At 69.7% G+C, this 25,158-nt stretch carries 25 protein-coding genes; 16 read left to right on the top strand and 9 right to left on the bottom strand.

Annotation, left to right across the window (positions count from 1 at the left end):
* Positions 1 to 15 precede the first annotated feature (15 nt).
* Positions 16 to 933, top strand: a complete 918-nt coding sequence (locus AC1C2S_RS07680; protein ID WP_495351934.1) for an NAD(P)-dependent oxidoreductase — start codon at positions 16 to 18, stop codon at positions 931 to 933.
* A gap of 26 nt (positions 934 to 959) precedes the next feature.
* Here the strand turns inward: AC1C2S_RS07680 and AC1C2S_RS07675 are convergent, their stop codons facing one another.
* The gene (locus tag AC1C2S_RS07675) at positions 960 to 1,466 is read right to left on the bottom strand and encodes a MarR family winged helix-turn-helix transcriptional regulator (protein ID WP_495351933.1); all 507 of its coding nucleotides are present in this window, start codon (positions 1,464 to 1,466) and stop codon (positions 960 to 962) included.
* 47 nt (positions 1,467 to 1,513) lie between these two features.
* Between AC1C2S_RS07675 and AC1C2S_RS07670 the strand changes: the two genes are divergently transcribed.
* The 3 genes from AC1C2S_RS07670 to AC1C2S_RS07660 all read left to right on the top strand — a co-directional run bounded on the left by AC1C2S_RS07670 (position 1,514) and on the right by AC1C2S_RS07660 (position 2,918).
* The gene (locus AC1C2S_RS07670; protein ID WP_495351932.1) at positions 1,514 to 1,741 is read left to right on the top strand and encodes a hypothetical protein; all 228 of its coding nucleotides are present in this window, start codon (positions 1,514 to 1,516) and stop codon (positions 1,739 to 1,741) included.
* Positions 1,742 to 1,824: 83 nt separating this feature from the next.
* Entirely contained in the window at positions 1,825 to 2,253 is a 429-nt protein-coding gene (locus AC1C2S_RS07665; protein ID WP_495351931.1) for a cupin domain-containing protein, read from the top strand.
* A 35-nt stretch (positions 2,254 to 2,288) separates the two neighbouring features.
* The gene (locus AC1C2S_RS07660; protein WP_495351930.1) at positions 2,289 to 2,918 is read left to right on the top strand and encodes a class I SAM-dependent DNA methyltransferase; all 630 of its coding nucleotides are present in this window, start codon (positions 2,289 to 2,291) and stop codon (positions 2,916 to 2,918) included.
* 39 nt (positions 2,919 to 2,957) lie between these two features.
* Here AC1C2S_RS07660 and AC1C2S_RS07655 read toward each other — a convergent pair whose 3' ends face one another.
* A complete protein-coding gene (locus AC1C2S_RS07655; RefSeq protein ID WP_495351929.1) occupies positions 2,958 to 3,536 on the bottom strand; it encodes a GIY-YIG nuclease family protein in 579 nt (192 codons plus the stop codon).
* Between the two features lie 150 nt (positions 3,537 to 3,686).
* Between AC1C2S_RS07655 and AC1C2S_RS07650 the strand changes: the two genes are divergently transcribed.
* Together AC1C2S_RS07650 and AC1C2S_RS07645 are read left to right on the top strand one after the other, a co-directional pair.
* Complete coding sequence (locus AC1C2S_RS07650) at positions 3,687 to 4,352, top strand: hypothetical protein (protein WP_495351928.1); 666 nt, start codon at positions 3,687 to 3,689, stop codon at positions 4,350 to 4,352.
* A 111-nt stretch (positions 4,353 to 4,463) separates the two neighbouring features.
* Positions 4,464 to 5,666 (top strand): MFS transporter, encoded by a 1,203-nt coding sequence (locus AC1C2S_RS07645; RefSeq protein ID WP_495351927.1) that lies wholly within the window; start codon positions 4,464 to 4,466, stop codon positions 5,664 to 5,666.
* Between the two features lie 22 nt (positions 5,667 to 5,688).
* Here the strand turns inward: AC1C2S_RS07645 and AC1C2S_RS07640 are convergent, their stop codons facing one another.
* From AC1C2S_RS07640 to AC1C2S_RS07615, 6 genes are all read right to left on the bottom strand, one after another.
* Positions 5,689 to 6,231, bottom strand: coding sequence for a DapH/DapD/GlmU-related protein (locus tag AC1C2S_RS07640; RefSeq protein WP_495351926.1), 543 nt, complete (start codon positions 6,229 to 6,231; stop codon positions 5,689 to 5,691).
* Positions 6,232 to 6,316: 85 nt separating this feature from the next.
* The gene (gene trxB / locus AC1C2S_RS07635) at positions 6,317 to 7,312 is read right to left on the bottom strand and encodes a thioredoxin-disulfide reductase (protein ID WP_495351925.1); all 996 of its coding nucleotides are present in this window, start codon (positions 7,310 to 7,312) and stop codon (positions 6,317 to 6,319) included.
* A complete protein-coding gene (locus tag AC1C2S_RS07630; RefSeq protein ID WP_495351924.1) occupies positions 7,309 to 7,731 on the bottom strand; it encodes an arsenate reductase ArsC in 423 nt (140 codons plus the stop codon). The genes trxB and AC1C2S_RS07630 overlap by 4 nt, the downstream gene beginning before the upstream one ends.
* Positions 7,732 to 7,830: 99 nt before the next feature.
* Positions 7,831 to 8,721, bottom strand: a complete 891-nt coding sequence (locus AC1C2S_RS07625) for a metalloregulator ArsR/SmtB family transcription factor (protein ID WP_495351923.1) — start codon at positions 8,719 to 8,721, stop codon at positions 7,831 to 7,833.
* A 122-nt stretch (positions 8,722 to 8,843) separates the two neighbouring features.
* The gene (locus AC1C2S_RS07620; protein ID WP_495351922.1) at positions 8,844 to 9,020 is read right to left on the bottom strand and encodes a hypothetical protein; all 177 of its coding nucleotides are present in this window, start codon (positions 9,018 to 9,020) and stop codon (positions 8,844 to 8,846) included.
* A 207-nt stretch (positions 9,021 to 9,227) separates the two neighbouring features.
* Complete coding sequence (locus tag AC1C2S_RS07615; protein ID WP_495351921.1) at positions 9,228 to 10,568, bottom strand: NAD(P)-binding domain-containing protein; 1,341 nt, start codon at positions 10,566 to 10,568, stop codon at positions 9,228 to 9,230.
* 93 nt (positions 10,569 to 10,661) lie between these two features.
* On the opposite strand from AC1C2S_RS07615, the gene AC1C2S_RS07610 reads away from it, so the two are divergent.
* The 10 genes from AC1C2S_RS07610 (at position 10,662) to AC1C2S_RS07565 (ending at position 22,806) form a co-directional block, all read left to right on the top strand.
* A complete protein-coding gene (locus tag AC1C2S_RS07610) occupies positions 10,662 to 11,030 on the top strand; it encodes an ArsR/SmtB family transcription factor (RefSeq protein WP_495353215.1) in 369 nt (122 codons plus the stop codon).
* Positions 11,031 to 11,267: 237 nt separating this feature from the next.
* On the top strand, positions 11,268 to 12,182 hold the full coding sequence (locus AC1C2S_RS07605) for a TIM barrel protein (protein ID WP_495351920.1): 915 nt from the start codon (positions 11,268 to 11,270) through the stop codon (positions 12,180 to 12,182).
* The gene (locus tag AC1C2S_RS07600; protein WP_495351919.1) at positions 12,179 to 13,399 is read left to right on the top strand and encodes a Gfo/Idh/MocA family protein; all 1,221 of its coding nucleotides are present in this window, start codon (positions 12,179 to 12,181) and stop codon (positions 13,397 to 13,399) included. The genes AC1C2S_RS07605 and AC1C2S_RS07600 overlap by 4 nt, the downstream gene beginning before the upstream one ends.
* A gap of 93 nt (positions 13,400 to 13,492) precedes the next feature.
* Positions 13,493 to 14,902, top strand: a complete 1,410-nt coding sequence (locus AC1C2S_RS07595; RefSeq protein ID WP_495351918.1) for an extracellular solute-binding protein — start codon at positions 13,493 to 13,495, stop codon at positions 14,900 to 14,902.
* A gap of 3 nt (positions 14,903 to 14,905) precedes the next feature.
* Positions 14,906 to 15,838: a carbohydrate ABC transporter permease gene (locus AC1C2S_RS07590; protein ID WP_495351917.1), complete on the top strand. Its 933-nt coding sequence runs from the start codon at positions 14,906 to 14,908 to the stop codon at positions 15,836 to 15,838.
* Positions 15,835 to 16,710, top strand: a complete 876-nt coding sequence (locus AC1C2S_RS07585) for a carbohydrate ABC transporter permease (protein ID WP_495351916.1) — start codon at positions 15,835 to 15,837, stop codon at positions 16,708 to 16,710. The genes AC1C2S_RS07590 and AC1C2S_RS07585 overlap by 4 nt, the downstream gene beginning before the upstream one ends.
* Positions 16,710 to 17,783, top strand: a complete 1,074-nt coding sequence (locus AC1C2S_RS07580) for an ABC transporter ATP-binding protein (RefSeq protein WP_495351915.1) — start codon at positions 16,710 to 16,712, stop codon at positions 17,781 to 17,783. Before AC1C2S_RS07585 ends, AC1C2S_RS07580 begins: the two co-directional genes overlap by 1 nt.
* A 4-nt stretch (positions 17,784 to 17,787) precedes the next feature.
* Positions 17,788 to 19,044, top strand: coding sequence for a CehA/McbA family metallohydrolase (locus AC1C2S_RS07575; protein ID WP_495351914.1), 1,257 nt, complete (start codon positions 17,788 to 17,790; stop codon positions 19,042 to 19,044).
* A gap of 126 nt (positions 19,045 to 19,170) precedes the next feature.
* Complete coding sequence (locus tag AC1C2S_RS07570; RefSeq protein WP_495351913.1) at positions 19,171 to 21,981, top strand: glycoside hydrolase family 38 N-terminal domain-containing protein; 2,811 nt, start codon at positions 19,171 to 19,173, stop codon at positions 21,979 to 21,981.
* A 63-nt stretch (positions 21,982 to 22,044) separates the two neighbouring features.
* The gene (locus AC1C2S_RS07565; protein ID WP_495351912.1) at positions 22,045 to 22,806 is read left to right on the top strand and encodes a GntR family transcriptional regulator; all 762 of its coding nucleotides are present in this window, start codon (positions 22,045 to 22,047) and stop codon (positions 22,804 to 22,806) included.
* Between the two features lie 452 nt (positions 22,807 to 23,258).
* Here the strand turns inward: AC1C2S_RS07565 and iolD are convergent, their stop codons facing one another.
* Positions 23,259 to 25,142: a 3D-(3,5/4)-trihydroxycyclohexane-1,2-dione acylhydrolase (decyclizing) gene (gene iolD / locus AC1C2S_RS07560; protein WP_495353214.1), complete on the bottom strand. Its 1,884-nt coding sequence runs from the start codon at positions 25,140 to 25,142 to the stop codon at positions 23,259 to 23,261.
* Between the last annotated feature and the right edge of the window lie 16 nt (positions 25,143 to 25,158).

Here is a 25,158-nt window from a genome sequence, read left to right as displayed (position 1 = left end):
ACGTCGGGAGGGACCATGGCCACCATCGCGTGGATCGGTCTGGGCAACATGGGCGGCCCGATGGCGGGCAACCTCGTTTCGGACGGGCACGTCGTCAGGGGCGTCGATCCGGTGCCCGCAGCCCGCACCGCGGCCGCCGAGCGCGGCGTGCGCATCGTCGCGACCATCGCCGAGGCGGTCGAAGGTGCAGACGCAGTGTTCACGTCGCTCCCGCGCAGCGAGCATGTGCGCGAGGTCTTCGGCGGTGATGCCGGGGTGTGGGCGACGGCGCCGACCACGGCCCTGCTGCTCGACACCTCGACGGTCGATCTGGCGACGTCGCGGTTCTGCCACGAGGCATCCGTCGGCCATGGTTTTCGTTTCGTCGACTCACCGGTGTCGGGCGGCATCGCGGGCGCCGAGGCGGCCACGCTCACCTTCATGCTCGGCGGTGAGCCGGCGGATGTCGCGGAGGCGACCGGGCTCGTCGAACCGTTGGCCGGGCACGTCTTCGACCTCGGTGGCCCGACGATGGGCATCGCCGCGAAGCTCGCGAACAACCTGATGCTCTTCGTCTCGCTGCTCGGTGTCGCCGAGGGTTCGCAGCTCGCCGCTGAGCTCGGGCTCGACCCGGCGAAGTTCCACGAAGTGGCATCCGTGTCGTCGGGGGAGTCGTGGCCGCTGCGCACCTGGTATCCGGTGCCCGGCGTCGTGCCGACGAGTCCAGCGAACCGCGGCTTCGACGCGACGTTCACGACCGTGCTCGCCGAGAAGGACCTCTCGTTCGCCGTCGCCGCCGGCGGGGAGGCCGGATTGCACCTGCCGGCGGCGCGTCTCGCACTCGAGCAGTTCGAGCGGCTCATCGGCGAGGGACTCGGCGGCATGGATGCGAGCCTGATCGTGAAGTACGCTTCGGCCGACGGGCGGGTCGCGGGGTACGAGCCTGGTTTGTAGGACGTTCGCGTCTGTGCGGACGCCGGTCAGCCGCGCTGTACGGCCGCGATCACCTCGGTGAGGCGGTCGCGGAGGCTCGCGAGTTCGTCGAGGTTCATGCCGAGCCGGTCGACGACTTGCGGCGGAATCGTGAGCGCCTGCTCGCGCAGCGCACGGCCCGCATCGGTCAGGGCGACATCGAGTGCCCGCTCGTCACGCGTATTGCGCTCCCGCGTGAGATGGCCCTGCCCTTCGAGCCTCTTGAGCAGCGGTGAGAGGGTGGCCGGCTCGAGCTGCAGCGCCTCGCCGAGGTCGCGCACGGTGCGCGGACTGCGCTGCCAGAGGGCGAGCATGACGAGGTACTGCGGGTGCGTGAGGCCGAGTGGTTCGAGGATCGGCCGGTAGACGCCGATCACGCCGCGCGCGGCGACGGCGAGGGCGAAGCACACCTGGTTCTCGAGGGCGAGCAGGTCATCGGCGCCGTGCTGAGCTTGTCGAAGGGATGCCGCGCGGGCGTCGAGGGTGTGCTCGTGGGGTGTGCTGCGGGCGTTCATGGGCCTCCAGTATGACGTGGCGACGAATAGTTAGTACACTAATCATTGTGACACGAAGAAAGCGGGAAACCCCAGCGGGAGCCCAACGCGGCTACGCGGGCTTCATCGACCGGCTGAACGCCAAGCTGCTGCCCTACATCGGGCCGCCGCCCCTCGGCCCGTACGACGAGGAGCCGGTGCCGGCCACGCCGCCCGTCTGCCCGATCTGCGGCGCCCCGATGTCGAGCCACGTCATCGATCGCTCGGGCGAACGCACCCAGCTGCACTGCCCCTGATCGGGTCAGGCGAAGACGCGGAACGCCTCGCGGTAGGCAGGATGCACCGGGATGCCCCTCTGCGAGTCGCTACAGTAGCGTTCGTGAGCGACTACGAAGTGTTGGAGATGGGCGGGCTCGACGACTGGCGGGAGCACTTCGGTGGTTTCCGCCCAGGGAGTTCACGTGACGGTCGACGGGTCGTCGATCACGAGCTCACGATGCAGTACATCGGCATGACCGCGAACGCGTTCGAGCCGGGTGAAGAGGCGGGCTACTGGCACGCCCACGCTCGCGTCGAAGAGGTGTACGTGTTCCTCGCCGGTCTGGGGCAGATGGGACTGAACGACGAGATCGTCGACGTCGGGCCCGGCACCGTCGTGCGCGTGGGTCAGGGCGTCTGGCGCACCTGGCGCTGCGTCCCCGACAGCCCCGAGCAACTGCGGTGGCTGTGCATTCGCGCGGGCGGCACAGAGCTGCCGCACTTCCCCGACGACAGCCAGCGCGACAACGACCGCCCGTCGCCCTGGTAGTCGATGGCTGAACGACGTCTCGTAGGGTGGCAGACGTGACGAGTACCGAGGTGCGGGACGCCTACACCCGCCGAGCGGACGAGTACATCTCCCTGATGGGCACGATCGCCCAGATGCACGAACTCGACCAGCAACTCATCTCGCGATGGGGCGCGAGCGTGTCCGGTCCGGTGATCGATGCCGGGTGCGGACCGGGCCATTGGACCGACCATCTGCGGCGGCTGGGCTGCGACGCCGAGGGCGTCGATCTCGTTCCCGCGTTCATCGCTCGAGCGAAGGAGCGGTTCCCCGGCGTTCCGTTCCGCGTCGGCTCGCTCCACGACCTCGGCGTCCCCGAAGCCCACGCCGGGGGAGTCCTCGCGTGGTACTCGCTGATCCACTCCGCGCCGGCGGATGTCCCGTCGATCCTGAGCGAGTTCGCGCGCTGCATCGCACCAGGTGGGAGCCTGCTGCTCGGCTTCTTCGACGGTGCGAGCGTCGAGGCGTTCCCGCATAAGGTCACGACCGCATACTTCTGGCCGCCCGACGAGATGTCGGAACAGCTCAGCTCTGCGGGATTCACGGTCGAGGAGGTCTACACCCGCAGCGATGACGGGCACCGACCGCACGCGGCGATCATGGCTCGTCGCTCTGTTTCCGCGACCTCACCGGTCAACGCCAGGTAGGCGGGCCGGCGCGGGACGCGAGTCGGGTGGGAGGCACCCTCACCCCTGAGCCGCGAGCCGGCGACTCACCCAGCGGTCGTACTGCGCCCATGGGTCGCCGACACCGAGGCTCAGCTCGGTGATGTGCGCGAGCAGCTCGTCGTGCACCGCGAACCACTCGGTGCCCGCGAATCTGTGCGCCGCGAACTGCGCGTGCCGACGTTGCTCGACGACTCGGTCGCCGAGCTCGAACGCGAGCACTTCGTCGTGCGGCAGGCTCGCGACCCGGGTGCGCGGGTTGCCAGAGGTGCCGATCTTGATCTGCTGCCGGTACCGGATGTAGTAGACGACGTCGACTCGTGGGTCGGCCACGGCGATGTCGGGCACGTCGCCGACGCGCCACTCGCAGACCGCGCAGATGCGGCCCGACGGGTACTCGACCCCGACGCGCGACCCGCAGACGAGGCACGGGCCGGGCAGCAGGTCGGTCACGCCGACCCCTCGAGCGACCCAGTCGTAGGCCTCGAGCAGGTGCGAGGTGCAGAGGTCGAGCGGCGCACCGGGCTCGGTCGGCGTCGGGCACGGAGCACCGTCGACGATGATGCTGCACGCCCGCGCTGCGGCATCCGCTCGGCTCATATCGGCAGGCTAACGGCCGCCACCGACGTGACAGCCGAAGTGACAGCCGAACCCACCGTCGACGTGTCCACCGGCACGTCAGACGCCCGCGATAGGCTCGATTCTGACCGCCGAACGGCGGCGGACACCGACGTTCGAGAGAAGACGGGCATGTCCTTCTGGCACAGCAAGCGCGCGCGGCGGTTCAAGCCGTTCGATCGCCATGCCCTGCCCGAGGCGCCGACCCCGACATTCGACGAGATGCTCGCCGAGGGTGTGCTCGTGACCGAGTCCGCCGGGCGCATGGCACTGAGGAACCGGCTGATCGTCGAGGCGCTCCGCGGTGAAGAGCCGTTCGCTCCCGAACGGGCTGCGGCCGCCGCACGCGAAGTGCTCTACGAGCTCGTGCAAGAGGCCGACGAGGTTGCCGAACGCACAGGCGAGACCCGCTCGGCCGCCGCGAGCCGCGAGGGCAGGTCGTCGCACGAACACGACTATCGGCGAGCGGATGCCGCGAACCTCCGTCGCCGCGAACAGGTCTACGCCGCCGTGGCGAAAGAGCTGTGGGTGCGTCGCAACGACCCCGAGTACCTCAGCGCCTTCGCCGAACGGGCCCGCGAAGAGGCGTGGGAGCAAGTGTCGGGCGCGATCGAGATACGCCTCGAACGCGAGTGGGGCGAATGGCCTCAGATCGAGGTCGACGAAACCTACGAAGCAGAGCGCGACGATCGCGTGCGCGACCTGCTGCTCGCACTCGACCGCGGGGTGCAGGCCGCCGAGCGCGAGCGCGAGCGACGCGCGGAGGAGAACGATCACTTCCGCGGGTTCGTCGGCTGATCGGGAGTTCGCCGTCGGCGAGCGAGGGCGGGGCGCGTCATGATCGAACGTTCACCGAAGGTTCACGGCGCACGCCACGGGGCATCCGTTCGCAGAGATAGCGTGGAACGGATGAGCCGCACCGACCGCACCGACCGAGCTGAGGCGCCACCGGTCGGAACGGGTCGACCTGGGCTGCGGCTCGCGGCGCTGTCGATCGGGCAGGTCATCAGCTGGGGCATCCTCTATTACGCGATGATCGTCGCGGCGCCCGAAGTCGCCCGCGAGACGGGGTGGCCGCTGGTCGCGATCACGGCCGCGTTCTCGGGAGGCCTCGTGGTGTCGGCGATCGTCGGCGTCATCGTCGGACGGATGCTCGACGAGCGCGGCCCGCGCCGGGTGATGAGCGCAGGATCGCTGATCGGCGCGATCGGCCTCGTGGGTGTCGCCGTGGCCCCCGACCTCATCGTGTTCGCCGTCGCCTGGCTGGTGTGCGGCATCGCGCAAGCCGCCGTGCTCTATCAGGCGGCCTTCACGGTGATCACCCGGCGCTACGGCGACCGACGGCAGGTGCCGATGACGATCCTCACCCTCGCGGGCGGGCTCGCATCGACGATCTTCGCCCCCATCGTCGCCGGTCTGCTCTCGGTGCTCGACTGGCGAGCGACGTTCCTCGTGCTCGCGGCGGTGCTCGCGCTCGTGACAGTGCCGTTGCACCTGCTCTCACTCGAGCGCGCGTGGCCGCACCGAGCCGCCCCGCACCACGAGACCGAGCACACGGTCTCGTCCGTGCTGCGCACTCGACGTTTCTGGATGCTCGAGATCACGATGATCGCGCTCGCTGTGGCCCTGCTCAGCGCGACCCTCGCCGCGGTGCCGCTCTACATGGAGAAGGGCCTGACGTTCGAGTTCGCGGCGCTCGCCCTCGGCCTCATCGGCGCCGGCCAGGTGATCGGTCGGCTGCTCTTCCTCGTGCTGCCGCGCGGAGTGCGCCCGTGGGTTCCGGTTGCCGTGGTGTGCGTGCTCGCCGCCGCCTCCCTCGCGGCGCTCGCCCTCGTGCCCGGCCCGATCTGGCTGCTCATCGTCATCGGCATCGTCGCCGGCGCAGTGCGCGGCGCGCAGACGCTCGTGCAGGCATCCGCCGTCGCCGACCGCTGGGGCACCCGCAATTACGGCGCGATCAACGGCGCTTTCGCTGCACCGATCACGATTGCGGCAGCGCTGACGCCGGCGATCGGGCCGGCGGTCGCGGCCGGAACGGGGTCGTACGCGACGATGACGATCATCATGGCGGGCCTCGCGCTCGCCGCGGCGTTCACCGCGCGTGCGAGCTAGGCGGCAGAGACACCGCGAGCCGTCACCAGCTTCGGCGCACGATGGCCTTGGTGCCGGCCACGAGGCTCGCCGCCGGCACGTCGTCGGCCACGATCGCCCCGGCGGCGATCACGGCGTCGCGGCCGATGCTGACGCCGGGCAGGATCGTCGCCCCCGCGCCGATCCATACGTTCTCCGCCACGTCGATGGGGGCGCCGGTGAGGTACAGCTTGCGCTCGGCCGGGTCGACCGGGTGGCCACTCGTGATGAACGTGGCCTTCGGGCCGACCATGACGCCCTCACCGAGCCGGATTCCCGCGTAGTCCATGAACGTGCACCCCTGATTGATGAACACGCGCTCGGCAAGGTCGAGGTTGAGCCCATGCTCCGTATAGAAGGGTGGGTAGATCGTGACATTCGCGGGGAGCGGCCGCCCCAGGATCTGCTCGAAGAGTGCGGCCTTTCCCGCTTCGTCATCGAAGGGCAGGACGTTCAGACGTGAGGTGAGCTGGGTGACCCGCAGTACCCGCTCGGCCATCGCCTGGAACTCGGGGCTCTGGATGCGCATGAGACGGCCGCTGGGCATTCCACGATCCTCTCCCATGGGAGACGAACCGGTCGGGAGGCACGCCCGAGCTGCGCGGGTCGAGCCGGGCCTGGTCGGGCCCGGCTCAGGCGGCGGGCTCTTCGGGGGTCTCCAGGATGATCGCCGCCTGCTCTTCGACGGGGTCTGCGAGACCGCGTGCCGCCAGGTAGTGCTCGGTGTCGAGGGCAGCCGCGCATCCGGTGCCGGCCGCCGTGATGGCCTGGCGATAGCGCTTGTCGACGAGGTCGCCGCATGCGAACACGCCCTCGAGGTTCGTCTGGGTCGACGGATGCGCCACCTTCACGTACCCCTCGTCGTCGAGGTCGACCTGGCCGGCGACGAGCTCGCTGCGCGGGTCGTGACCGATCGCGATGAAGAGGCCGGTCGCTGCGAGGGTGTTGCGCTCGCCGGTCTGCGTGTCGCGCAACTGCAGATGTTCGAGGCCGTCGGGGCCTTCGGCCGAGACGACCTCGGCGTTCCAGTAGGGCCGGATCTTCGGGTTCGACAATGCGCGCTCCTGCATGATCCGCGAGGCGCGCAGCGAGTCGCGCCGGTGCACGAGGGTGACCGAGTCGGCGAAGCGCGTGAGGAACATCGCCTCTTCGAGTGCCGAGTCGCCGCCGCCGACGACCGCGATGTCTTTGCCCTTGAAGAAGAAGCCGTCGCACGTGGCGCACCACGAGACGCCGCGCCCGGTCAGGCGCTCTTCACCTTCGACCCCGAGCTTGCGGTAGGCCGAGCCCATCGCGAGCACGACCGTGTGGGCACGATACTCGACGCCGTTGATCGTGCGGATGACCTTGACGTCGCCGGTGAGCTCGACCTCCGTCGCATCGTCGTAGACGATGCGGGCGCCGAATCGCTCGGCCTGCGATCGCATCTGCTCCATGAGCTCCGGGCCCATGATGCCGTTGGCGAAGCCGGGGTAGTTCTCGACTTCGGTCGTCGTGACGAGTGCGCCGCCCGCCTCGACGGAGCTCGCGAGCACGACCGGCGAGAGACCGGCGCGGGCGAGGTAGATCGCGGCTGTGTAGCCGGCCGGGCCGGAGCCGATGACGACGACGTTCTCGATGTCACTCATGACGCTGACACTGACGCGGCCGGTGCGATCTCGGCGATGAGCGCTTCGACGCGCCCGCGGATGTCGTCGCGCACGCGGCGGACGGTCTCGAGCTCCTTGCCCGCGGGGTCTTCGAGCTCCCAGTCTTCGTAGCGCTTGCCGGGGAAGATCGGGCAGGCGTCGCCGCAGCCCATGGTGATCACGACGTCGGACTCGCGCACGGCGTCGACGGTGAGGATCTTCGGCGTGTTGCCGGCGATGTCGATGCCCTCTTCGGCCATGGCCTCGATGGCGATCGGATTGATCTGGTCTTTCGGCTCGGAACCCGCGGAGAGCACGTCGACACGGTCTCCCGCGAGTGCCTGCAGGTAGCCGGCGGCGATCTGCGAACGGCCGGCGTTGTGCACGCAGACGAACAGGACGGTGGGCTTCTCGGTCATGGTCTCGCTCCTTCGGTCGAACCAATCATAGATCATGATCTATGAATCGGCCAACGGATGTCTCGAAGCCCGCGCCGTGCTCTGTGAGTGCCGTGCCCGTCAGCCGAGCTCGGCGAGCAGCACGCGCACGTGCGCCTCGATCTCGTCGCGGATCTCGCGCACACGCGGCAGGGGCAGTCCCACGGGATCCTCGAGGTCCCAATCGAGGTAGCGTCGGCCGGGGTAGATCGGGCAGGCGTCGCCGCAGCCCATGGTGATCACGACGTCGGCGGCGCGCACGACCTCATCGGTGAGGGGTTTCGGGAACTCGCCGCCGATCGGCACGCCGATCTCGTCGAGCGCGGTGACGATCGTCGAGCGCACGCTGTCGGCCGGGTCGGATCCGGCGGAACGCACGTGTACGCGGTCACCGGCGAGATGGCGCAGGATCGCGGCGGCCAGCTGCGAGCGACCCGCATTCTGCACGCAGACGAACAGGACTTCGGGCGTGCTCTCCACTTGCCGCTGTTCGGACGCGAGGGCCGCGAGTCGCTCACCGGCGAACTGGGCGGTCAGCGACGGAAGGTGGCGCGTGATGCCCGAACGCTCCGCGAGCAGGTCGCGGCTCTCGCGCACGTAGCGCTCGACCGTCTCGACACTGAAGACGCCGACGAATCGATCGGCGAGGTCGCGGCTGACCCGTTGGAGCAGTTCGTCGTCGAGCAGCGAGTCGGGCTGCAGCAGCAGCTCCGCCACTCGGTCTGCGTACGCAGGAGCGATCGAGTACCAGACTTGCCGGCCCTCTGGCCGTCGTTCGAGCACGCCCTCGTCGTAGAGCGCCTTCGCGTGGTGCGAGACCGTCGGCTGGCGGAGTCTCAATGCTTCGGCGAGACGGGTCACGGTCGCACGACCGGCGTCGCTCTGCATGATCAGGGCCAGCATCTGGGCACGAGTTGGGTCGGCGATCAGCGCGAGCGTGGCCGCATTGGGGCTGACGGTTCCGGTGCTCATAGACGTTAGTCTATGGGATTGGTCCACGGATGACCTGTACCGGAGTCTTTGGCGGGCGTTTTACTCAATGGCGCGCCGGGAGCGCCCACGGGGAACGCAGGTCGGAGTAGTGGTCATGAGCGTCATTCCCCCAAGAAGGTGAGGACCCGGGTGGACCAGGTGTGCAGTTCGGTCACGGAGTCGGCGATGTGGAACTCATTGACGGGCAGAAGCGCGTGGAGTTCTTCACCGGTCGAGACCGGGTGCCCCGGGTCGTCGGTCCAAGACAAGACGAGTGAGGGAACCTGGATGTCCGACACGAGGCTGCGCTCCGGGAGGTTCGACTGGGCTCCGCCACGAAGCACAGATGGAAGCAGCTCGTCACTGACTCGGAGCTGGGGCGGGTAACCCGGTAGTTCCGTGAACAGGCCCTTGGTGGGAACTGCAGCGACCATCCGAGCGAACGCGTCAAGTTCAGCGAGGTCGGCCGAGCGGGCGAGCGTGGCGTGGCTGTTCCCGAGCCCCGCTCAGCTGCAGCAGCTCCCGCCGCTCGCGCCGGTGGTGGCGGGCGCGCTGGTGGAACAGACCCCGGTCGCCGGCAGCACGAGTTCGACGTTGCGGGCGGCTGCGGCGTCGCCGGCCAACCAGGCCGACACCGAACGCACCTGCTCGTAGCCGGTCGCGAGCAGGAACGTCGGCGCCCGGCCGTAGCTCTTCATGCCGACGATGAAGAAGTCGCGCTCGGGCTGGGTGAGCTCGGCGAATCCGTGCGGCTCGACCGTGCCGCAGGAGTGCACGTTCGGGTCGATGAGCGGTGCGAGGCGGCGGGGCGCCTCGACGATCTCGTCGAGTTCGAGGCGGATCTCGCGCAGCAAGTCGAGGTTCGGCCGGAAGCCGGTGGCGTTCACGATGCGGTCAGCCGAGATCGTCTCGAGGCCGTCGCCGCGACGGCCGGTGATGCGGGCGACGGATGCCTCGTCGTCGAAACCGCGGGCGAGGCGGACGATCTCGAAGCGATCGACGAGCTCGATGCGACCCGCCTCGACGAGTGCGTCGACGCGAGCGCCGATCGAGGCGCGTGCCGCCAGTTCGTCGTCGGGTGCGGTCGTGACCCGTGCGGCCGTGGCGTTGCGGATGACCCAGGTGATGCGGGTGCCGGGCTCCTGTTCGGCGAGCGTCGCGAGCTTGAGCAGCGTGTTGGCGGCGGAGTGCCCCGCGCCGACGACGACCGTGTGGCGACCGGCGAACGCGGCCCTTTCACGGCCGAGCACGTCGGGCAACGCGTGGCTCACGAGGTCGGCGACCTCGGCCAGGCCGAGCGGGTCGAGGCCCGAAGAACCGAGGCTGTTGGGAGTGCGGTAGGTGCCCGAGGCATCGATGACGGCACGGGCGGTGAGCTCTTCGACACCCTCGTCGGTGCGGACGCGGAGCAGGAACGGCGCCTGCGCGCGACCGTTGGTGCGCGTGCGGTCCATGCCCTCGCGAGTGACATCGGTGACGTCGACGCCGAGCCGGGTGCGGCCGGCGATGGCGGGCAGGGCGGCGAGCGGGTCGAGGAAGTGCTCGACGAGCTCGGCGCCGGTGGGGAGCGAATCGGCGGCGGGGGCCGCCCAGCCCGTCTGAGCCAGAAGACGCGCGGCAGCCGGGTCGATGAGGTGCTTCCACGGCGAGAAGAGCCGGGTGTGCCCCCACTGCGTCACGCTTGCGCCGATATTGTCGCCGGCCTCGAGCAGCACGAAGTCGATGCCGCGTTCGACGAGGTTCGCGGCGGCCGCAAGGCCGATCGGGCCTGCGCCGATGATCGCGACCGGCAGCCCCTGCAGCCGTGAGGGGGCGGTCGTCGGTGCGGTGAGGTCGATGAGAGTCATCCGTGTTCTCGCATTCATTGAAGGTTGTCGATATGGCGAGTGTGGCCGCTATATCGATGAATGTCAATATACGGGTAGGATCATCGCGTGACCATCATCGACCTGCCCCTCGTGACCCGTGGCGTCGCCGAGTCGGCCGCTGCGCCCGTCGCATGCTGCGCGCCCCTCACCCGCGAGACGATCACCGCCGACGATGCCGAGGTCTTCGCGCGAAAGCTCAAGGCGATCGCCGACCCGGTGCGGCTGCGGCTCGTCTCGATCGTCGCGGCATCCGAGGGTCAGGAGGCATGCGTCTGCGACCTCACCGAGCCGGTCGGCCTGAGTCAGCCCACCGTCTCCCACCACTTGAAGATCCTCACCGAGGCCGGCTTCCTCTCGCGCTCGAAGCGGGGCACCTGGGCGTACTTCCGCCTGGTGCCCGGTGCGCTCGAAGCGGTCGCGGCACCGCTCCTCACGGTCTGACGCTCCACTTTTGGCGCTCGACGTGCCTCGAGTGTGCACTCATCGCGCCGATTTGGGCGGGACCTGCACTCTCGCGTGCGTCGAGAGCGCACTCCTCGCCGTGATTCAGGCGCGATCTGCACTTTCGGCGAACAGCGCGTGAACGACGTACGTGCTGTTGTAAGTATGTCCGAACTTAGTTACCCTTGACCGCGGAGACGCGAAGCGGCGCCCTCCAAGGTTTGAGAGGACTACGCGGTGATCCGAACTGCGAACGCGCCGGTCAGCTACGGCGTCTTCGAACTTTCCCGTCCCGACGTCGTTCCGCTTCCCGATGGGGAGCAGCTGGCGACGTGGGTGGCCGAAGCCGGCTACGAGGGCATCGATCTCGGCCCGATCGGCCTGTTCGGCGATCAGATCGAGCTGCCGCAGCTGCTCGAACGTCACGGCCTCGCGCTCGCCGGCGGTTGGGTCGACCTGCCGTTCGCAGGCACCGACGAGCAGTTCGAGCGCGCGTTCGCCGAACTCCCGCCGACGCTCGAGCTCTTCGCCGCAGCCGCCGCCGTCGCCGTCGCTGCCGATCGTGCCCCGAAGCCGACGCTCGCCGACTCGGGGTCGCCCGAGCGCAAGGCGCGCCCCGGCGGTGCGCCCGAGCTCGAACTCGATGACGCGCGGTGGGCGACCTTCGCCGCGCGAGTGCAGCGAGCGGCCGACCTCACGCGGGCGGCGGGCCTCGAGCCGACCTTCCACCACCACGCCAGCACCTACGTCGAAACGCCGCGCGAGATCGATCGATTCCTCGCCGAGACCGACGTCGACCTCACCTTCGACACCGGGCACCTGCTCGTCGGCGGCGGCGACCCCGTCACCGACTTCCCGCGCTGGGCCGACCGCATCAACCACGTGCACCTGAAAGACGCCGACCGCTCCGTGCTGGCCGCGGCCCGCGGTTCCGCCGACCCGATGCGCGACATCTGGGAGCGACGCGTGTTCGTCGCCCTCGGCGATGGCGACCTCGAGGTCGACCGCATCGTCGACACGATCGTCGACTCGGGCTACGACGGCTGGATCGTCGTCGAGCAGGACGTCATCCTGCAGGACGCCGACGACGTCGCCCGCGCCCGCGCCGACCAGGTCGCCAACCGCGAGCGCCTGCGGCGGTGGTTCGCATGACCGGCTTCGACGCCCAGCCCCTGCCCGGCGGTGACAACGCCACCGGGCCCCGCGGAGAACGCGTTCGGCTCGCGGTCATCGGCCTCGGCGCGATCAGCCAGAGCGTGCACCTGCCGCTCATCCGGCGCAACGCCGACCTCGTCGAGCTCGTCGCCGTGGTCGACTTGTCCGCGTCGCGGGCACGTGAGATCGCCGAGGCATCCGGTACCGGTGTCGCGCCGTTCGACTCGGTCGAGGCGCTCATCGATGCCATCGCCGCCGGCACCATTCGCATCGACGGCGCGATCCTCGCGACCGCGGGCTCGCACGCGCCGGATGTCGCGCGGCTCGTCGACGCCGGTATCCGCGTGCTCGCCGAGAAGCCGCTCGCCTTCTCGCTCGTCGAGATCGACGCGCTTCGCGAGGTCGCGGCGCGGCGGGGAATCGAACTCCCCGACTGGGTGCGGGTCGGCTACATGAAGGAGCACGACCCCGCCTCGACCGCTGCGAAGTCGCTCCTCGCCGAGGTCGACGTGCGAGCCGTGACGGTCGAGGTGCTGCACCCCGCCGACGGCGCACAGCTCGCCTTCGCGAATCTCGCCCCCGCGCCATCCGACGTGCCGTCCGAACTGCTGGCGACCCTCATCGCTGCCACCGACGCGACGGTCGCGACGGCGATCGGCTCGGCCGCCGACCCGCTCCCGAAGCTCTACACGAACGTCGTGCTCGGCTCGATCGTGCACGACATCGGCCTGCTGCGGCACCTCGTCGGCGGCATCGGCACGGTCGACCGCGCGCGCCACACCGGCCCGGCGTTCCCGGGTTCGCTCAGCCTCGGCGGCTTCCTCGCCGAGCGTACCGAGGTGCCGTGGTCGCTCGACTGGCACTTCATCCCGCGCTACCCCGAGTACCGCGAGACCATCACCTTCCACCACGAGACGGGCACGATCGCCCTCACCTTCGCGGTGCCGTACGTGCTCAACGCGCCGACCGTGCTCACCGTCGTCGAGAACGCCGAACCCCTCGGGTCGAGGCGTTCGGAGACGAGATGGATGCAGGAGGAGGCGTTCGAGCAGGAGCTCCGGTCGTTCGCGGCACTCGCCGCGGGACATCCGGAGCCCGGCCCTTCAGTCGACGAGGGCGCCGCCGACATCGTCGTCGGGCAGCGGATGCTCGCCGCCCTCGCCGACGCGATCGGCTCACCGATCGGCGCATCGACGGAGGCGGGAGCCCCCTGAGACCGCCGGTCACCGTTCCACCGCACCACGATCACCCACAGCTGTACCCCGCCGGCGTCACGCCCGGCTGGTGAATCAAGAGAGAGGTCGAAGATGATCAACCACAGCAGGCGCAGGGTGGTGGCGGCGCTCGCCGTCGCAACCGCGGGCGCACTCGTCTTCGCCGGTTGCTCCGGCGAAGCCCCCGAGGAGACCGACGACTCCGGTCCCGTCACCCTCACCGTCACGGCCAACGCCATCACCGGCGGCAAGAACGCCGCCGAGGCCGACTGGATCGCGGACTGGGTCATCCCCGAGTTCGAGGCGGCCATGGAGGAGGACGGCAAGGACGTCACCGTCGAGTTCGAGCCGCAGGGCGTCGACGACGAGAACTACAAGACCAAGATCGCGCTCGACCTGCAGTCGGGCGAGGGCGCCGACATCATCGGCATGGACGGCATCTGGGTCGGAGAGTTCGCCGAGGCCGGCTACATCAAGCCGCTCTCCGAGGTCGGCGGCGACGCCGTCGATGGCTGGGAGGGCTGGGAGCAGATCCCCGAGGCCGTGCAGTCCGCGGTGTCGTTCGACGACGAGCGCTACGGCGTGCCCCAGGGCGCCGACGGCCGCGTGCTCTACTTCAACAAAGACCTCTTCGAGCAGGCGGGGCTTCCCGCCGACTGGCAGCCCGAGAGCTGGGACGACGTGCTCGACGCCGCGCGCGAGCTGAAGAAGCTCGACGGCGTCACGCCGATCCAGCTCAACGCGGGCACCGCGATGGGCGAGGCGACGACGATGCAGGGCCTGCTGCCGCTGCTCGTCGGCACCGGCGAGCAGGTCTACGAAGACGGCAAGTGGGTGGGCGACACCGACGGACTGAACGACGTGCTCGACCTCTACAAGACGATCTACATCGACGAGGGCCTCGGCGACGCCGTGCTCCAGCAGGAGGCCGCCGGCCGCGACACCTCATTCCAGCTGTTCGCGTCGAACCAGATCGGCATCCTCCTCGAGGGCGACTACTTCTGGCGCAGCGTCATCAACCCCGAAGAGGGCGTCGGCACCGCGCCGATCGCGAACCGCGACGAGGTCGTCGGCTACACGAAGATCCCCGCGATGAAGCCGGGCTCCGGCATCGACGGCCAGGACTTCGTCTCGATGTCCGGTGGCACCGGCCGGGTGCTGAACCCGAACAGCGACCACCCCGAACTCGCGTGGGAGCTGCTCGCCTTCATGAACTCGGCCGACGCGTACGAGGCCCGGAACGCCGGCACCCTCGCGATCACGCCGCGCACCGACGTGAACGACGAGATGCTCGCCGACGACCCGATGCTCACCTACGTGAGCGAAGAAGTGCTGCCGATCACCGCGTACCGCCCGCCGCTCGCCGCCTACCCCCAGGTGTCGACCGCACTGCAGCAGGCGACGCTCGACGTGGTCTCGGGCACGAGCGTCGGAGACGCTGCGACGACCTACGCCGACTCCGTGAAGGACATCGTCGGAGACGACGCGGTCTCGGGTGGCTAAGTCATGACCACCAGCACCACGACGCCGGCGGGGAGCGCGATCGCTCCCCGCCGGCGGCGGGCCGACGACGTCGCAGGCCTCGGCACCGCCAGGGCCACCGTCTTCGTCGCTCCCGCACTGATCATCATCGGGCTGTTCCTGCTCTTCCCCGCGGTCTGGACGATCTGGCTCGGCATGACCGACTACCGGCTGACCGGCCTGCAGGCCGCGTCACCCGCGTTCGTCGGCCTCGACAACTACGTCGAGGCCCTCACCGACCCGTCGTTCTGGAACTCGCTCTGGCTGACGCTCATCTTCGTGCTGTTCTCGGGCATCATCGGCCAGACGCTCATCGGCTTCGGGCTCGCCTGGGCGGTGCGGGGCATCCGCGGCTGGACGAAGGGTCTTCTCGAAGGTCTCGTGCTGGCGGCGTGGGTCATCCCGGCATCCGTCGCCTCGTTCCTGTGGCTCGCCCTGCTCGACCGGCGGTCGGGCACGGTCAACGGGCTGCTCGGCACCGAGGGCACCGCGTGGCTGATCGACCACCCGATGGAAGCGATCATCATCTTCAACATCTGGGTGGGCACCGCCTTCTCGATGCAGCTCTTCTCCTCGGCGCTCAGCGCCGTTCCGCCGTCGCAGATCGAGAGCGCCAAGATGGTCGGCGCCTCGGGCTGGCAGCAGCTCCGCGACGTGATCGTGCCGAACATCAAGGGGCACATCCTCACGAACACGCTGCTCATCACGCTGTGGACGTTCAACACCTTCACGCCCTACCTCATCACGGCTGGCGGGCCGAACGGCAAGACGGAGATCCTCTCGGTCTACATCTACGAGACGGCGATCCCCGGCGGTCAGCTCGGGCTCGGCGCCGCGATCTCGCTCATCATGCTGCTCATCAATCTCGTCATCGCGCTCGGCTACGTGCGCGTGTCGAGGGGAAGGAAGAAGCGATGACCGCCACTCCCGCACGGAAGGCCACCACTGCACAGAAGGTCGCCGCGAATGCGACGGTGCGGCACTTCCTCGCCCGCGTCGCCTTCGCGGTCGTCATGACGATCGTCGGCCTCCTCTTCGCCCTGCCGATGGTGTGGCTCGTGCTCGCGCCGTTCGACGCGACCCCGTCACTCTCGCTGTCGTGGCCCGACTGGACGCTCGACAACTTCGCGCGGCTCGCCGAGAACCCCTACGCGCTGCGCTCGATCGGCAACTCGCTGCTGCTCGGCATCGGCACGATGCTCATCGTCGTCGTGCTCGGCGCGCTCGCCGCATATGCGATGTCGCGCATCCGCATCCCGGGTCGCGACGGCATCCTCTACGGGCTGCTGCTGCTCTCGTCGATCGTGACGGGCACGGCCGCCATGGTGCCGACGTTCCAGATCATCACCCAGCTCGGTCTCATCAACTCCTACGTCGGTGTGCTCCTCGTGCTGGCGGGCGGCCTCCTGCCGACCGTGATCTTCATCCTCAAGGACTTCATGGACTCGATCCCGAAGTCGTACGAGGAGTCGGCGCGGCTCTACGGCGCGGGTCCGTTCCGCATCCTCCGCGACGTGGTGGCGCCGATCGCCCGGCCCGGCCTCGCCTTCATCGCGATCTGGACGATCGTGCAGGTCTGGAGCAACTTCCTGGTTCCGTTCATCCTGCTGCGCAGCCCAGACCTGCAGCCGGCTGCGGTGCTCATGTACACCTTCTACACCGAGAGCGGGCAGGCCGACCTCCGGCTCATCTCGACCTTCGCGCTGCTGTTCTCGGCGCCCGTGCTCATCATCTATTTCATCGTCAACCGTCGCTACGGTTTCCGCTTCCATGGAGGTATCAAGTCCTGATGGCCGGCATCAACGCCACTCAACTCGTCAAGGAGTACCCCGGAGGCGTCCGCGGCGTCGACGAGATCGACGTCGAGATCCACGACGGCGAGTTCTTCGCCCTGCTCGGCCCCTCGGGCTGCGGCAAGACCACCCTGCTGCGTTCGATCGCCGGCCTCGAGGCGATCACCTCCGGCACGCTCGTCATCGGCGACCGTGACGTCACGAACGCCGAACCAGGCGTGCGCGGCGTCGCGATGGTCTTCCAGGACTACGCGCTCTTCCCGCACATGGATGTCGGCGACAACATCGCCTACCCCATGCGCATCAAGCACGTGAAGCGCGATGAGCGGCGGGCGAAGGCCGAGACGGTCGCCGACGGGCTCTCGCTGCAGGGGCTCATCGAGCGTCGGCCGGGTCAGCTCTCGGGCGGGCAGCAGCAGCGTGTCGCGCTCGCCCGCGCCGTTGCGACCACGCCCGACGTGCTGCTCCTCGACGAGCCGCTGTCGAACCTCGACGCGCGGCTCCGTCTCGAGGCGCGCACCTTCCTCAAGGAACTGCAGCGCGACCTCGGCGTCACGACCGTGTTCGTCACCCACGACCAGGCCGAAGCGCTCGCGCTCGCCGACCGCATCGCGGTCATGAAGTCGGGCAAGCTCCAACAGATCGGCACGCCTCGCGAGGTGTTCCAGCAGCCGAACAACACCTTCGTCGCCGGGTTCATCGGGTCGAACCCGATGAACCTCGCCGAGACGTCGATCGCGGGCGGCGCGATCTCGATCGGCGACACCTCCGTGCCGGTGCCGGCCGGCACCGAGGGGCTCGTGCGCGACGGGCAATCGGTGATCTGGGGCATCCGCCCCGAGTACCTGCGCTGGGTCTCGAGCGAAGAGCCCGGCGGCATCCCGGCCGAGGTGAGCGTCGTCGAGAACCTCGGCGCGAGCGTGCTCATCGCGGTGAACGCGGGCGGGCACAAGTTCCAGGTCGTCGTGCCCGAAGACCAGGAGCCCGCACCCGGCGACCGCGGCTGGATCGTGCCGCAGGCCGCCAAAACCCTGCTCTTCGACGCCGAGTCGACGCAGCGCATCGGGTGACGCGATGACGACGATCCGCCGCCGCATCCCCATCACCGTCGACACGCAGAACGAGCACCGCATTCTCGACGTGCCCTTCGACGTGCCGCCGGGCACCGATTCACTCGAGGTCGTGATCCGCTTCGACGGCTCGAACGCGGGCATCGACCTCGGTTGCGAAGGGGCGAGCGGATGGCGCGGCTGGTCTGGCGGCGCCCGAACCGAGTTCCTCATCCATCCGGGCGACGCGACGCCGGGGTACGTGCCGGGTGCACCTGAGACGGGGGAGTGGAACGTCGTGCTCGGCCTGCACCGCGTGCCGTCGGAGGGCGTCGAGGTCGAGGTCGAGATCACGATGCCCGCATCGCGCTCGGTGCCGCCGGTTCCGGATGCCGCGCCGACGACGCGAACCGTACGCGGCAGCGATCGCGGGCTCCCGGCCGAGCCGGGCCTCACGTGGTTCGCCGGTGATTTCCACGGGCACACGATCCACTCCGACGGGCGGCTGCCGATCGGCGGCCTCGCCGCGCTCGGCGTCGCCTCGGGCCTCGACTTCATGGCCGTCACCGACCACAACACCGTGAGCCACCACGCGCACCTGCCGGCCGAGGGCGCGAAGCACGGCATCACGCTCCTGCCCGGCCAGGAGGTCACCACGCATCGCGGGCACGCCAACGCGTTCGGCGATATCGGGTGGATCGACTTTCGTGAGCCCGCGCAGCACTGGGTCGACGAGGTCGAGCGGCGACGCGGCATCCTGAGCATCAATCACCCGATCTCGGGCGACTGCAGTTGGCTGCACCGGCTCGAACGCCGGCCCGCCGCGGTCGAGCTGTGGCACGCGACCTGGTACCTCGAGCTCATCTCGACGGCGCCGTTCGCGTGGTTCCGCACGTGGCCCGAGGGCGCGACCCTGCTCGGCGGCAGCGACACGCACATGCTCGAGGAGCCGCAGCGACCGGGCACGCCGACGACGTGGGTCGCGGCGACGGATGCCTCGGCGGAGGCGATCCTCGACGGGGTGCGCGCCGGCCGCACCGCGATCACCGGCAGCGGCAGCTTCGACGGCACCGTGCTCACGCCCGAGCTCATGCGCGCTCCGGCGCTCGTGCGGCTCGGCGACGAGGTCGTCGCGGTCGATGCAGAGGGACTGATTCTCGTCGACGGGTTCGGGCGTCGCCGCTCGGTACGGTCGGCGCGCGAGGCATTCTCGGCCGACCCCGCCGACGGGCCCTTCCATCTCGTGCTCGCCGACCGACGCATCATGGCGCTCTGCGCGTAGGCGCCGCACAGCTGCACGACCGAACGACGGCACGACGGCACGACCGAACGACCGAACACCGAACGACGAACGACCGAACGACCGAACACCGAACGACGAACGACCGAACCACTGCTTGGAGTGACCATGGATGCCCCCGACGAACTCGTGATCGTGCCGCACACGCACTGGGATCGCGAGTGGTACGAGCCGCACGACGTCTTCCGGTTGCGCCTCGTGCACATGCTCGACCGGCTGCTCGACACCCTCGAGGCCGATCCCGGCTACCGGTTCACCCTCGACGGGCAGGCCGCCGCGATCGACGATTACCTCGAGATCAGGCCCGAGCAGCGCGAGCGCGTCGTCGCGGCGGTCGACCGCGGGCAGCTCGCGATCGGACCGTTCCTGATCCTCCTCGACGAGTTCCTGTGCGACGGCGAGACGATCGTGCGCAACCTCGAGCTGGGGCTGCGCTCGAGCCGCCGCATCGGCCCCGAGATGCGGGTCGGCTACCTGCCCGACATGTTCGGCCACGCCGCCCAGATGCCTCAGCTGCTGCGCGGGTTCGGGCTGCGCGATGCGGCGCTTTGGCGCGGAGTTCCCGCCCGCATCGACCACCACGCCTTCGCCTGGACCGCACCCGACGGGTCCACGGTGCGCACCGAGTACCTGTTCGACGGCTACGGGAACGCGCTCGACCTGTTCGCGCTGCCCGGTCAGCTCGACGCGCTCGTCGCCGAGTACGGGCGGTCGATCGCGAGCTGGTACGGCTCGGACCCGATCCTCGGCATGCTCGGCACCGACCACAGTGCCCCGCCAGCGGACCTCATGCCGGTCGTCGACGCCGCGAACGCGTCAGGCGCAGGCGGCATCGGGCTCACCGTCGACACGATCGAGAGCTACGTGCGCCGCGTCGCGCCCGAGTGGGCCGCGGGCGACGACGAAGCGATCGCCGAACTCCCGGTCGTCGACGGTGAGCTGCGCGCGCACGTGCGCGGCAACCTCCTGCCGGGCGTCTTCTCGATTCGCACGAACCTCAAGCAGGCGATGACCGATGCCGAGCGCCGGCTCTCCACCGCCGAGCGCCTCGACGCCGCGTTCGGCGTCGACGACCACCGCGCGTTCTTCGACACCGCCTGGTACCGGCTCGTCGAGAGCACGGCGCATGACTCCGTCACGGGATGCGGCGTCGACGCGACCGCGATCGAGGTCGAGGGCCGCCTCGCGACGGCAGGCCATGTCGCGCGCGGCGTGATCCTTCGCACGATGGAGCGGCTCGCGGCATCCGTCACCCCTGATCGCCATGTCGTGGCGAACCCGGCGGGCTTCGCCCGGCGTGCCCACGTCGAGATCCGCCTGCACGACCCCGAGCGGCTCGAGCTCGGCGCCGGCGTGCAGCTGCTCGACGCGTTGCCCGAGGTGCTCGGCGACGAGCAGCTCACGACCGCCGAGCTGCCGAAGCTGCTGAATCGCATCCACGGGCGCGAGCTCTTCGGCCAGCTGATCAACGCGTGGCGGTTCACCGATGACGGGCTGCGCTTCGAGGTCGCTGAGGCGCCCGTCGGCGACTTCGACCTTGCGGCCTTCACCGAAGAACTCGAACACCGCATGGCATCGGATGCCTCGCGCGAGCGTCGCTGGCACGTGGAGATCATCGCCGATCCGCGCCGGCGAGCCGTGGTCGGCATCGACGTCGGCGGCATCGGCGTCGCGAGTCTCGATCCGGCGATGGCTCGGGCAACGGATGACCCGGTGACGGTGTCGGCTCGATCGCTCGCGAACGAGCAGCTGACCGCGACGGTCGACGATCACGGCGCCGTGCGCATCGAGGCCGCCGACGGCACGGTGCTCACCGACGTGCTGCGCCTCGTCGACGAGGGCGACCGCGGTGACTCCTACAACTACGGACCGGTCGACCCGGCGACCGCGGTGACCGACCCGACCTCGGTCGAGGTGACGGTGCTCGAGTCGGGGCCGATCCGCGGGCGGCTCAACGTGCGCCGCCGCTACGCCGTGCCGGCCGGCCTCGACACGGTCGATCGCGACCGGCGCTCCGCGACATCCGTCGAGCTCGTCGTCGACACCGTGCTCGAGCTGCGCGAGGGTGAGCCGATGCTGCGCGTGCGGGTCGACTTCGTGAACCCCGCCGCCGACCATCGCCTGCGGGCACTCGTGCCCACCGGGGTCGCCGAGCTCACCGGCTCGTCGGCTGCCGGGCAATATGCCGTGACCGAGCGCGGGCGCATCGGCGAGGGCGGACCTGTGGGCGAGTACCCGCTGCCGACCTATCCCGTGGCCCGGTTCGTGCACGCGGGGCTTGCGAGCCTTCTCGTCACGAAACACTCCGAGTACGAGATCGTCGCCGACCCGCAGTCGGGCGTCGACGCGATCGCGCTCACGCTCGTGCGTGCCGTCGGCATGATGAGCGTCAACGTGCACCCGCTGCGCGACGAGCCGGCCGGCGCCGAGTTCGCGGTGCCCGGCGCGCAGTATCTCGGCACCGCGGTGTCGACCGAATTCGCGATCCTGCCATCGGTTGCGGGCTGGGCGGAGTCGAGCGCAGCCCGCTGGGCCGAGCTCGTGCGGGTCGAACCCGAGGTCGTGCGCGGCACCCGCGGCGGGCCCGCGGTCGTCGGCGGTGTCGCCGGGGCAGGCGGTGCTGCCGAGGCAGCCGAGTTGCCGACGACGCCCGCCGTCGAGGTGGCGAGCGACGTCGTGCTGGAGTCGCTTCGCACGGTGACGGATGCCTCGGGTCGCCCGATCTCGGAGGCGCGGTTCGTCAACTACCGGGCAGAACCGCAACGGCTCGCTGCGGCGGCATCCGGAATCTGGGATCGCACTGACCTCACCGGCGCCGTGCTCGAGCCCGACGTCGATCTCGAGCGATTCGTCATGGGCGCGGCGCGCATCGAGACGTTCCGGCGACGGGCGGGCGACACGCCCCCCGATCTCGGGTGAGGCGGCCCTCCCGCCGAACGTCTACTCTCGACTGTCAGAACATTCGAACAACTGGAGAAACCCATGGCGCAGGTGGAGCAACGCCTCCCCGTCGAGTTGTTCCTCGACCTCGACCGCTCGGGGCCGGTGCCCCTGTACTACCAGATCGCGAGTCGGCTCGAGCAGGCGATCCTCGACCAGACGCTTCCCGCGGGCGCCAGACTCGAGAACGAGGTCGCGCTTGCGGCCCGGCTGGGCCTCTCCCGCCCGACGATCCGGCGGGCGATCCAAGACCTCGTCGACAAGGGCCTGCTCGTGCGGCGCCGAGGCATCGGCACGCAAGTGGTGCACGGCAAGGTCACCCGCAACGTCGAACTCACGAGCCTCTACGAAGACCTCGAGCGCTCGGGGCAGAAGCCCGAGACGCGAGTGCTCTCGGTTGAGATCACGACCGCCGAGGAACCGGCGGCGGATGCGCTCGGAGTGCCGGTCGGCAGCACGGTGCTGCACGTGCATCGCCTGCGCAGCGCCGACGGCGTGCCGCTCGCGATTCTCGACAACGTGCTGCCCGAGCAATTCACCGACCTCGACCTCGAGTCGCTCGAGAAGCACGGCCTCTACCAACTGCTGCGTGCCCGCGGCGTGACGATGCGCGTCGCGAAGCAGCGCATCGGCGCCCGTGCGGCGACCGGGCATGAAGCCGAGCTGCTCGACCTCTCGCGAGGGGCTCCCGTGCTCACGATGTCGCGCACCGCGTTCGACAACTCGGGCGTCGCGGTCGAATTCGGGCAGCACTGCTACCGGCCCGACCGCTACTCGTTCGAGGTCACACTCGTCGATCGGTGAGCGGCGTGCCAGTGCCAGGGGTGCGCCGCAGAGATTCAGGAGATTCTGGAGTATGGGGCCTGTAGGGGCGGTGTCGGCCGGGATCTCCTGAATTCGACTGCCGCCGACGGGCGCAGCGGATGCCGGGCACCGGGCGGCGGTGCGGGGTGCGCCGCAGAGATTCAGGAGATTCTGGAGTATGGGGCCTGTAGGGGCGCTGTGGGCCGGGATCTCCTGAATTTGTCGGCCGCAGACAGGTGCAGCGGATGCCGGGCGCCGGGCGGCGGTGCGGGGTGCGCCGCAGAGATTCAGGAGATTCTGGAGTATGGGGCCTGTAGGGGCACTGTCGGCCGGGATCTCCTGAATACTGCAGCGCTCGCCGGGCGCAGCGGATGTCCCGGTGCGGCCGCCGAAGGATGCAGCGGATGCCGGGGGTGCAGCAGGTGCCGGGTCACCAGCCCCTCGCCCGCGGCTCAGCCGAGCAGCGGCCGCTGCTGCTCGCGAGCCGCCTCGTACTGCGCACGCGCTGCCTGCACGCTCGGGGTCGCGGATGTCTCGGCCACGGGCACATCCCACCAGCCGCCGCCGTCGGGGCCAGACAACAACGGGTCGCTCTCGATGTGGATGAGCGTCGACGTGGGCGACGCCTTGGCCGTCGCCATCGCACGGCTGAGTGCGGCGATGGCGTCGGGGCCCGGCGCGATCTCGATCACCTCGACACCGTAGCTGCGAGCGTTGGCGGCGAGGTCGACCGGCAGTGGCTCGGTGCCCTGGAAGTTGCGTGCCGCTGGGTCGTAGCGGCGATACCTGGTGCCGAAACGCTGTCCGCCGACCGACTCCGAGAGGTTGCCGATCGAGGCGTAGCCCTGGTTCTGCACGAGCACGACGATGAGCTTGTGGCCTTCGGCGACCGCCGTCACGAGTTCGGTGTGCAGCATCAGGTACGAGCCGTCGCCGACCATGACGATGACGTCGCGATCGGGCGCCGCGCGGCGCACGCCGAGACCGCCGGCGATCTCGTAGCCCATGCACGAGAAGGCGTACTCGACGTGGTATCCGAGCGGGTCGCGCACCCGCCAGAGCTTGTGCAGGTCACCCGGCAGCGAACCGGCAGCTTGCACGACCACGTCACGGGGGTCGCTCGCGGCCTGCACGGCGCCGATGATCTCCGCTTGCGCGGGGCGGTCGCGGTGCGAGGGAACGAATGCGGCGTCGACGACGGCGTTCCACGCCTCCCGCTCCGCAGCGACGACCTCGGTCATCGACGCGGCGACCCGGTATCCGGCGAGCTCGACCTCGAGCGCCTCGAGCGCTGTGCGCGCGTCGGCGATCACGGGCAACTGCGTGCCGTGCTTGTAGGCATCGAAGGCCGCGACGTTGATGTTCACGAACGCGACATCCGGATGCTGGAAGGCGCTGCGGCTCGCGGTCGTGAAGTCGCTGTAGCGGGTGCCGATGCCGATCACGACATCGGCCTCGGCCGCGAACCGGTTCGCGGCGGTGCTGCCGGTGGCGCCGACGCCGCCGAGGTACTCCGGGTGATCCCACGGGAGCGACCCGCCGCCCGCTTGCGTCGTGGCGACCGGGATGCCGGTGGCCTCGACGAGCCGTCGCAGCACGTCTTCGGCGCCCGAGTAGAGCACTCCGCCACCCGCGATGATGATGGGCGAGCGCGCGCCGCGGATCGCCGCGACGGCACGCGCGAGCGGACCCGGCTCGGGCAGCGGCCGGCGCAGATGCCACTCGCGGTCGGCGAGGAAGGCGAGCGGCACGTCGAGCGCCTCGGCCTGCACGTCTTCGGGCAGGGCGATCGTCACGGCGCCCGTTTCGGCAGGATCGGTGAGCACCCGCATCGCGGCCAGCGCGATCGAGAAGAGTTGCTCGGGTCGCTCGACGCGGTCGAAGAAGCGCGACAGCGGTCGGAACGCGTCGGTGACCTGGATGCTCGGGTCGTGCGGCAGCTCGAGCTGCTGCAGCACCGGGTCGGCGGCTCGCGTCGCGAACGTGTCGCTCGGCAGCAGCAACGCCGGCAGCCGGTTACTCGTCGCGAGGGCGGCGCCCGTGAGCATGTTCGCGGCACCCGGGCCGACCGATGCGGCGCTCGCGTACGTGGCTCGGCGCCGACGCATGCGGGCGAAGCCCACCGACTGGTGCACCATGGCCTGCTCGTTCCGCGCCTGGAAGTACGGCATGAGCTCGGGGTCGGCGGCATTCGACTCCATGAGGGCCTGCCCGAGACCGGCGACGTTGCCGTGGCCGAAGATACCGAACACCCCGGGGATCGTGCGCTCGCGGAGGTCGCCATCGACGGTCCACTGGTGAGCGAGGAACTCGACGAGGGCCTGGCCGACGGTCATGCGCTTCGTCGAGCCG

The organism is Agromyces sp. Y782, assembly GCF_059445405.1.
Note: the sequence above shows the minus strand (reverse complement) of the source record. Positions and strands in the feature narration are given on the sequence as shown.

Excerpts from the sequence above, each read along its gene's own strand:
- AC1C2S_RS07680 (WP_495351934.1), top strand. The coding sequence starts at position 16 with ATGGCCACCATCGCGTGGATCGGTCTGGGCAACATGGGCGGCCCGATG.
- AC1C2S_RS07675 (WP_495351933.1), bottom strand. The coding sequence starts at position 1,466 with ATGAACGCCCGCAGCACACCCCACGAGCACACCCTCGACGCCCGCGCG.
- AC1C2S_RS07655 (WP_495351929.1), bottom strand. The coding sequence starts at position 3,536 with ATGAGCCGAGCGGATGCCGCAGCGCGGGCGTGCAGCATCATCGTCGAC.
- AC1C2S_RS07650 (WP_495351928.1), top strand. The coding sequence starts at position 3,687 with ATGTCCTTCTGGCACAGCAAGCGCGCGCGGCGGTTCAAGCCGTTCGAT.
- AC1C2S_RS07645 (WP_495351927.1), top strand. The coding sequence starts at position 4,464 with ATGAGCCGCACCGACCGCACCGACCGAGCTGAGGCGCCACCGGTCGGA.
- AC1C2S_RS07640 (WP_495351926.1), bottom strand. The coding sequence starts at position 6,231 with ATGCCCAGCGGCCGTCTCATGCGCATCCAGAGCCCCGAGTTCCAGGCG.
- trxB (WP_495351925.1), bottom strand. The coding sequence starts at position 7,312 with ATGAGTGACATCGAGAACGTCGTCGTCATCGGCTCCGGCCCGGCCGGC.
- AC1C2S_RS07630 (WP_495351924.1), bottom strand. The coding sequence starts at position 7,731 with ATGACCGAGAAGCCCACCGTCCTGTTCGTCTGCGTGCACAACGCCGGC.
- AC1C2S_RS07625 (WP_495351923.1), bottom strand. The coding sequence starts at position 8,721 with ATGAGCACCGGAACCGTCAGCCCCAATGCGGCCACGCTCGCGCTGATC.
- AC1C2S_RS07615 (WP_495351921.1), bottom strand. The coding sequence starts at position 10,568 with ATGACTCTCATCGACCTCACCGCACCGACGACCGCCCCCTCACGGCTG.
- AC1C2S_RS07600 (WP_495351919.1), top strand. The coding sequence starts at position 12,179 with ATGACCGGCTTCGACGCCCAGCCCCTGCCCGGCGGTGACAACGCCACC.
- AC1C2S_RS07595 (WP_495351918.1), top strand. The coding sequence starts at position 13,493 with ATGATCAACCACAGCAGGCGCAGGGTGGTGGCGGCGCTCGCCGTCGCA.
- AC1C2S_RS07590 (WP_495351917.1), top strand. The coding sequence starts at position 14,906 with ATGACCACCAGCACCACGACGCCGGCGGGGAGCGCGATCGCTCCCCGC.
- AC1C2S_RS07585 (WP_495351916.1), top strand. The coding sequence starts at position 15,835 with ATGACCGCCACTCCCGCACGGAAGGCCACCACTGCACAGAAGGTCGCC.
- AC1C2S_RS07580 (WP_495351915.1), top strand. The coding sequence starts at position 16,710 with ATGGCCGGCATCAACGCCACTCAACTCGTCAAGGAGTACCCCGGAGGC.
- AC1C2S_RS07575 (WP_495351914.1), top strand. The coding sequence starts at position 17,788 with ATGACGACGATCCGCCGCCGCATCCCCATCACCGTCGACACGCAGAAC.
- AC1C2S_RS07570 (WP_495351913.1), top strand. The coding sequence starts at position 19,171 with ATGGATGCCCCCGACGAACTCGTGATCGTGCCGCACACGCACTGGGAT.
- AC1C2S_RS07565 (WP_495351912.1), top strand. The coding sequence starts at position 22,045 with ATGGCGCAGGTGGAGCAACGCCTCCCCGTCGAGTTGTTCCTCGACCTC.
- iolD (WP_495353214.1), bottom strand. The coding sequence starts at position 25,142 with ATGACCGTCGGCCAGGCCCTCGTCGAGTTCCTCGCTCACCAGTGGACC.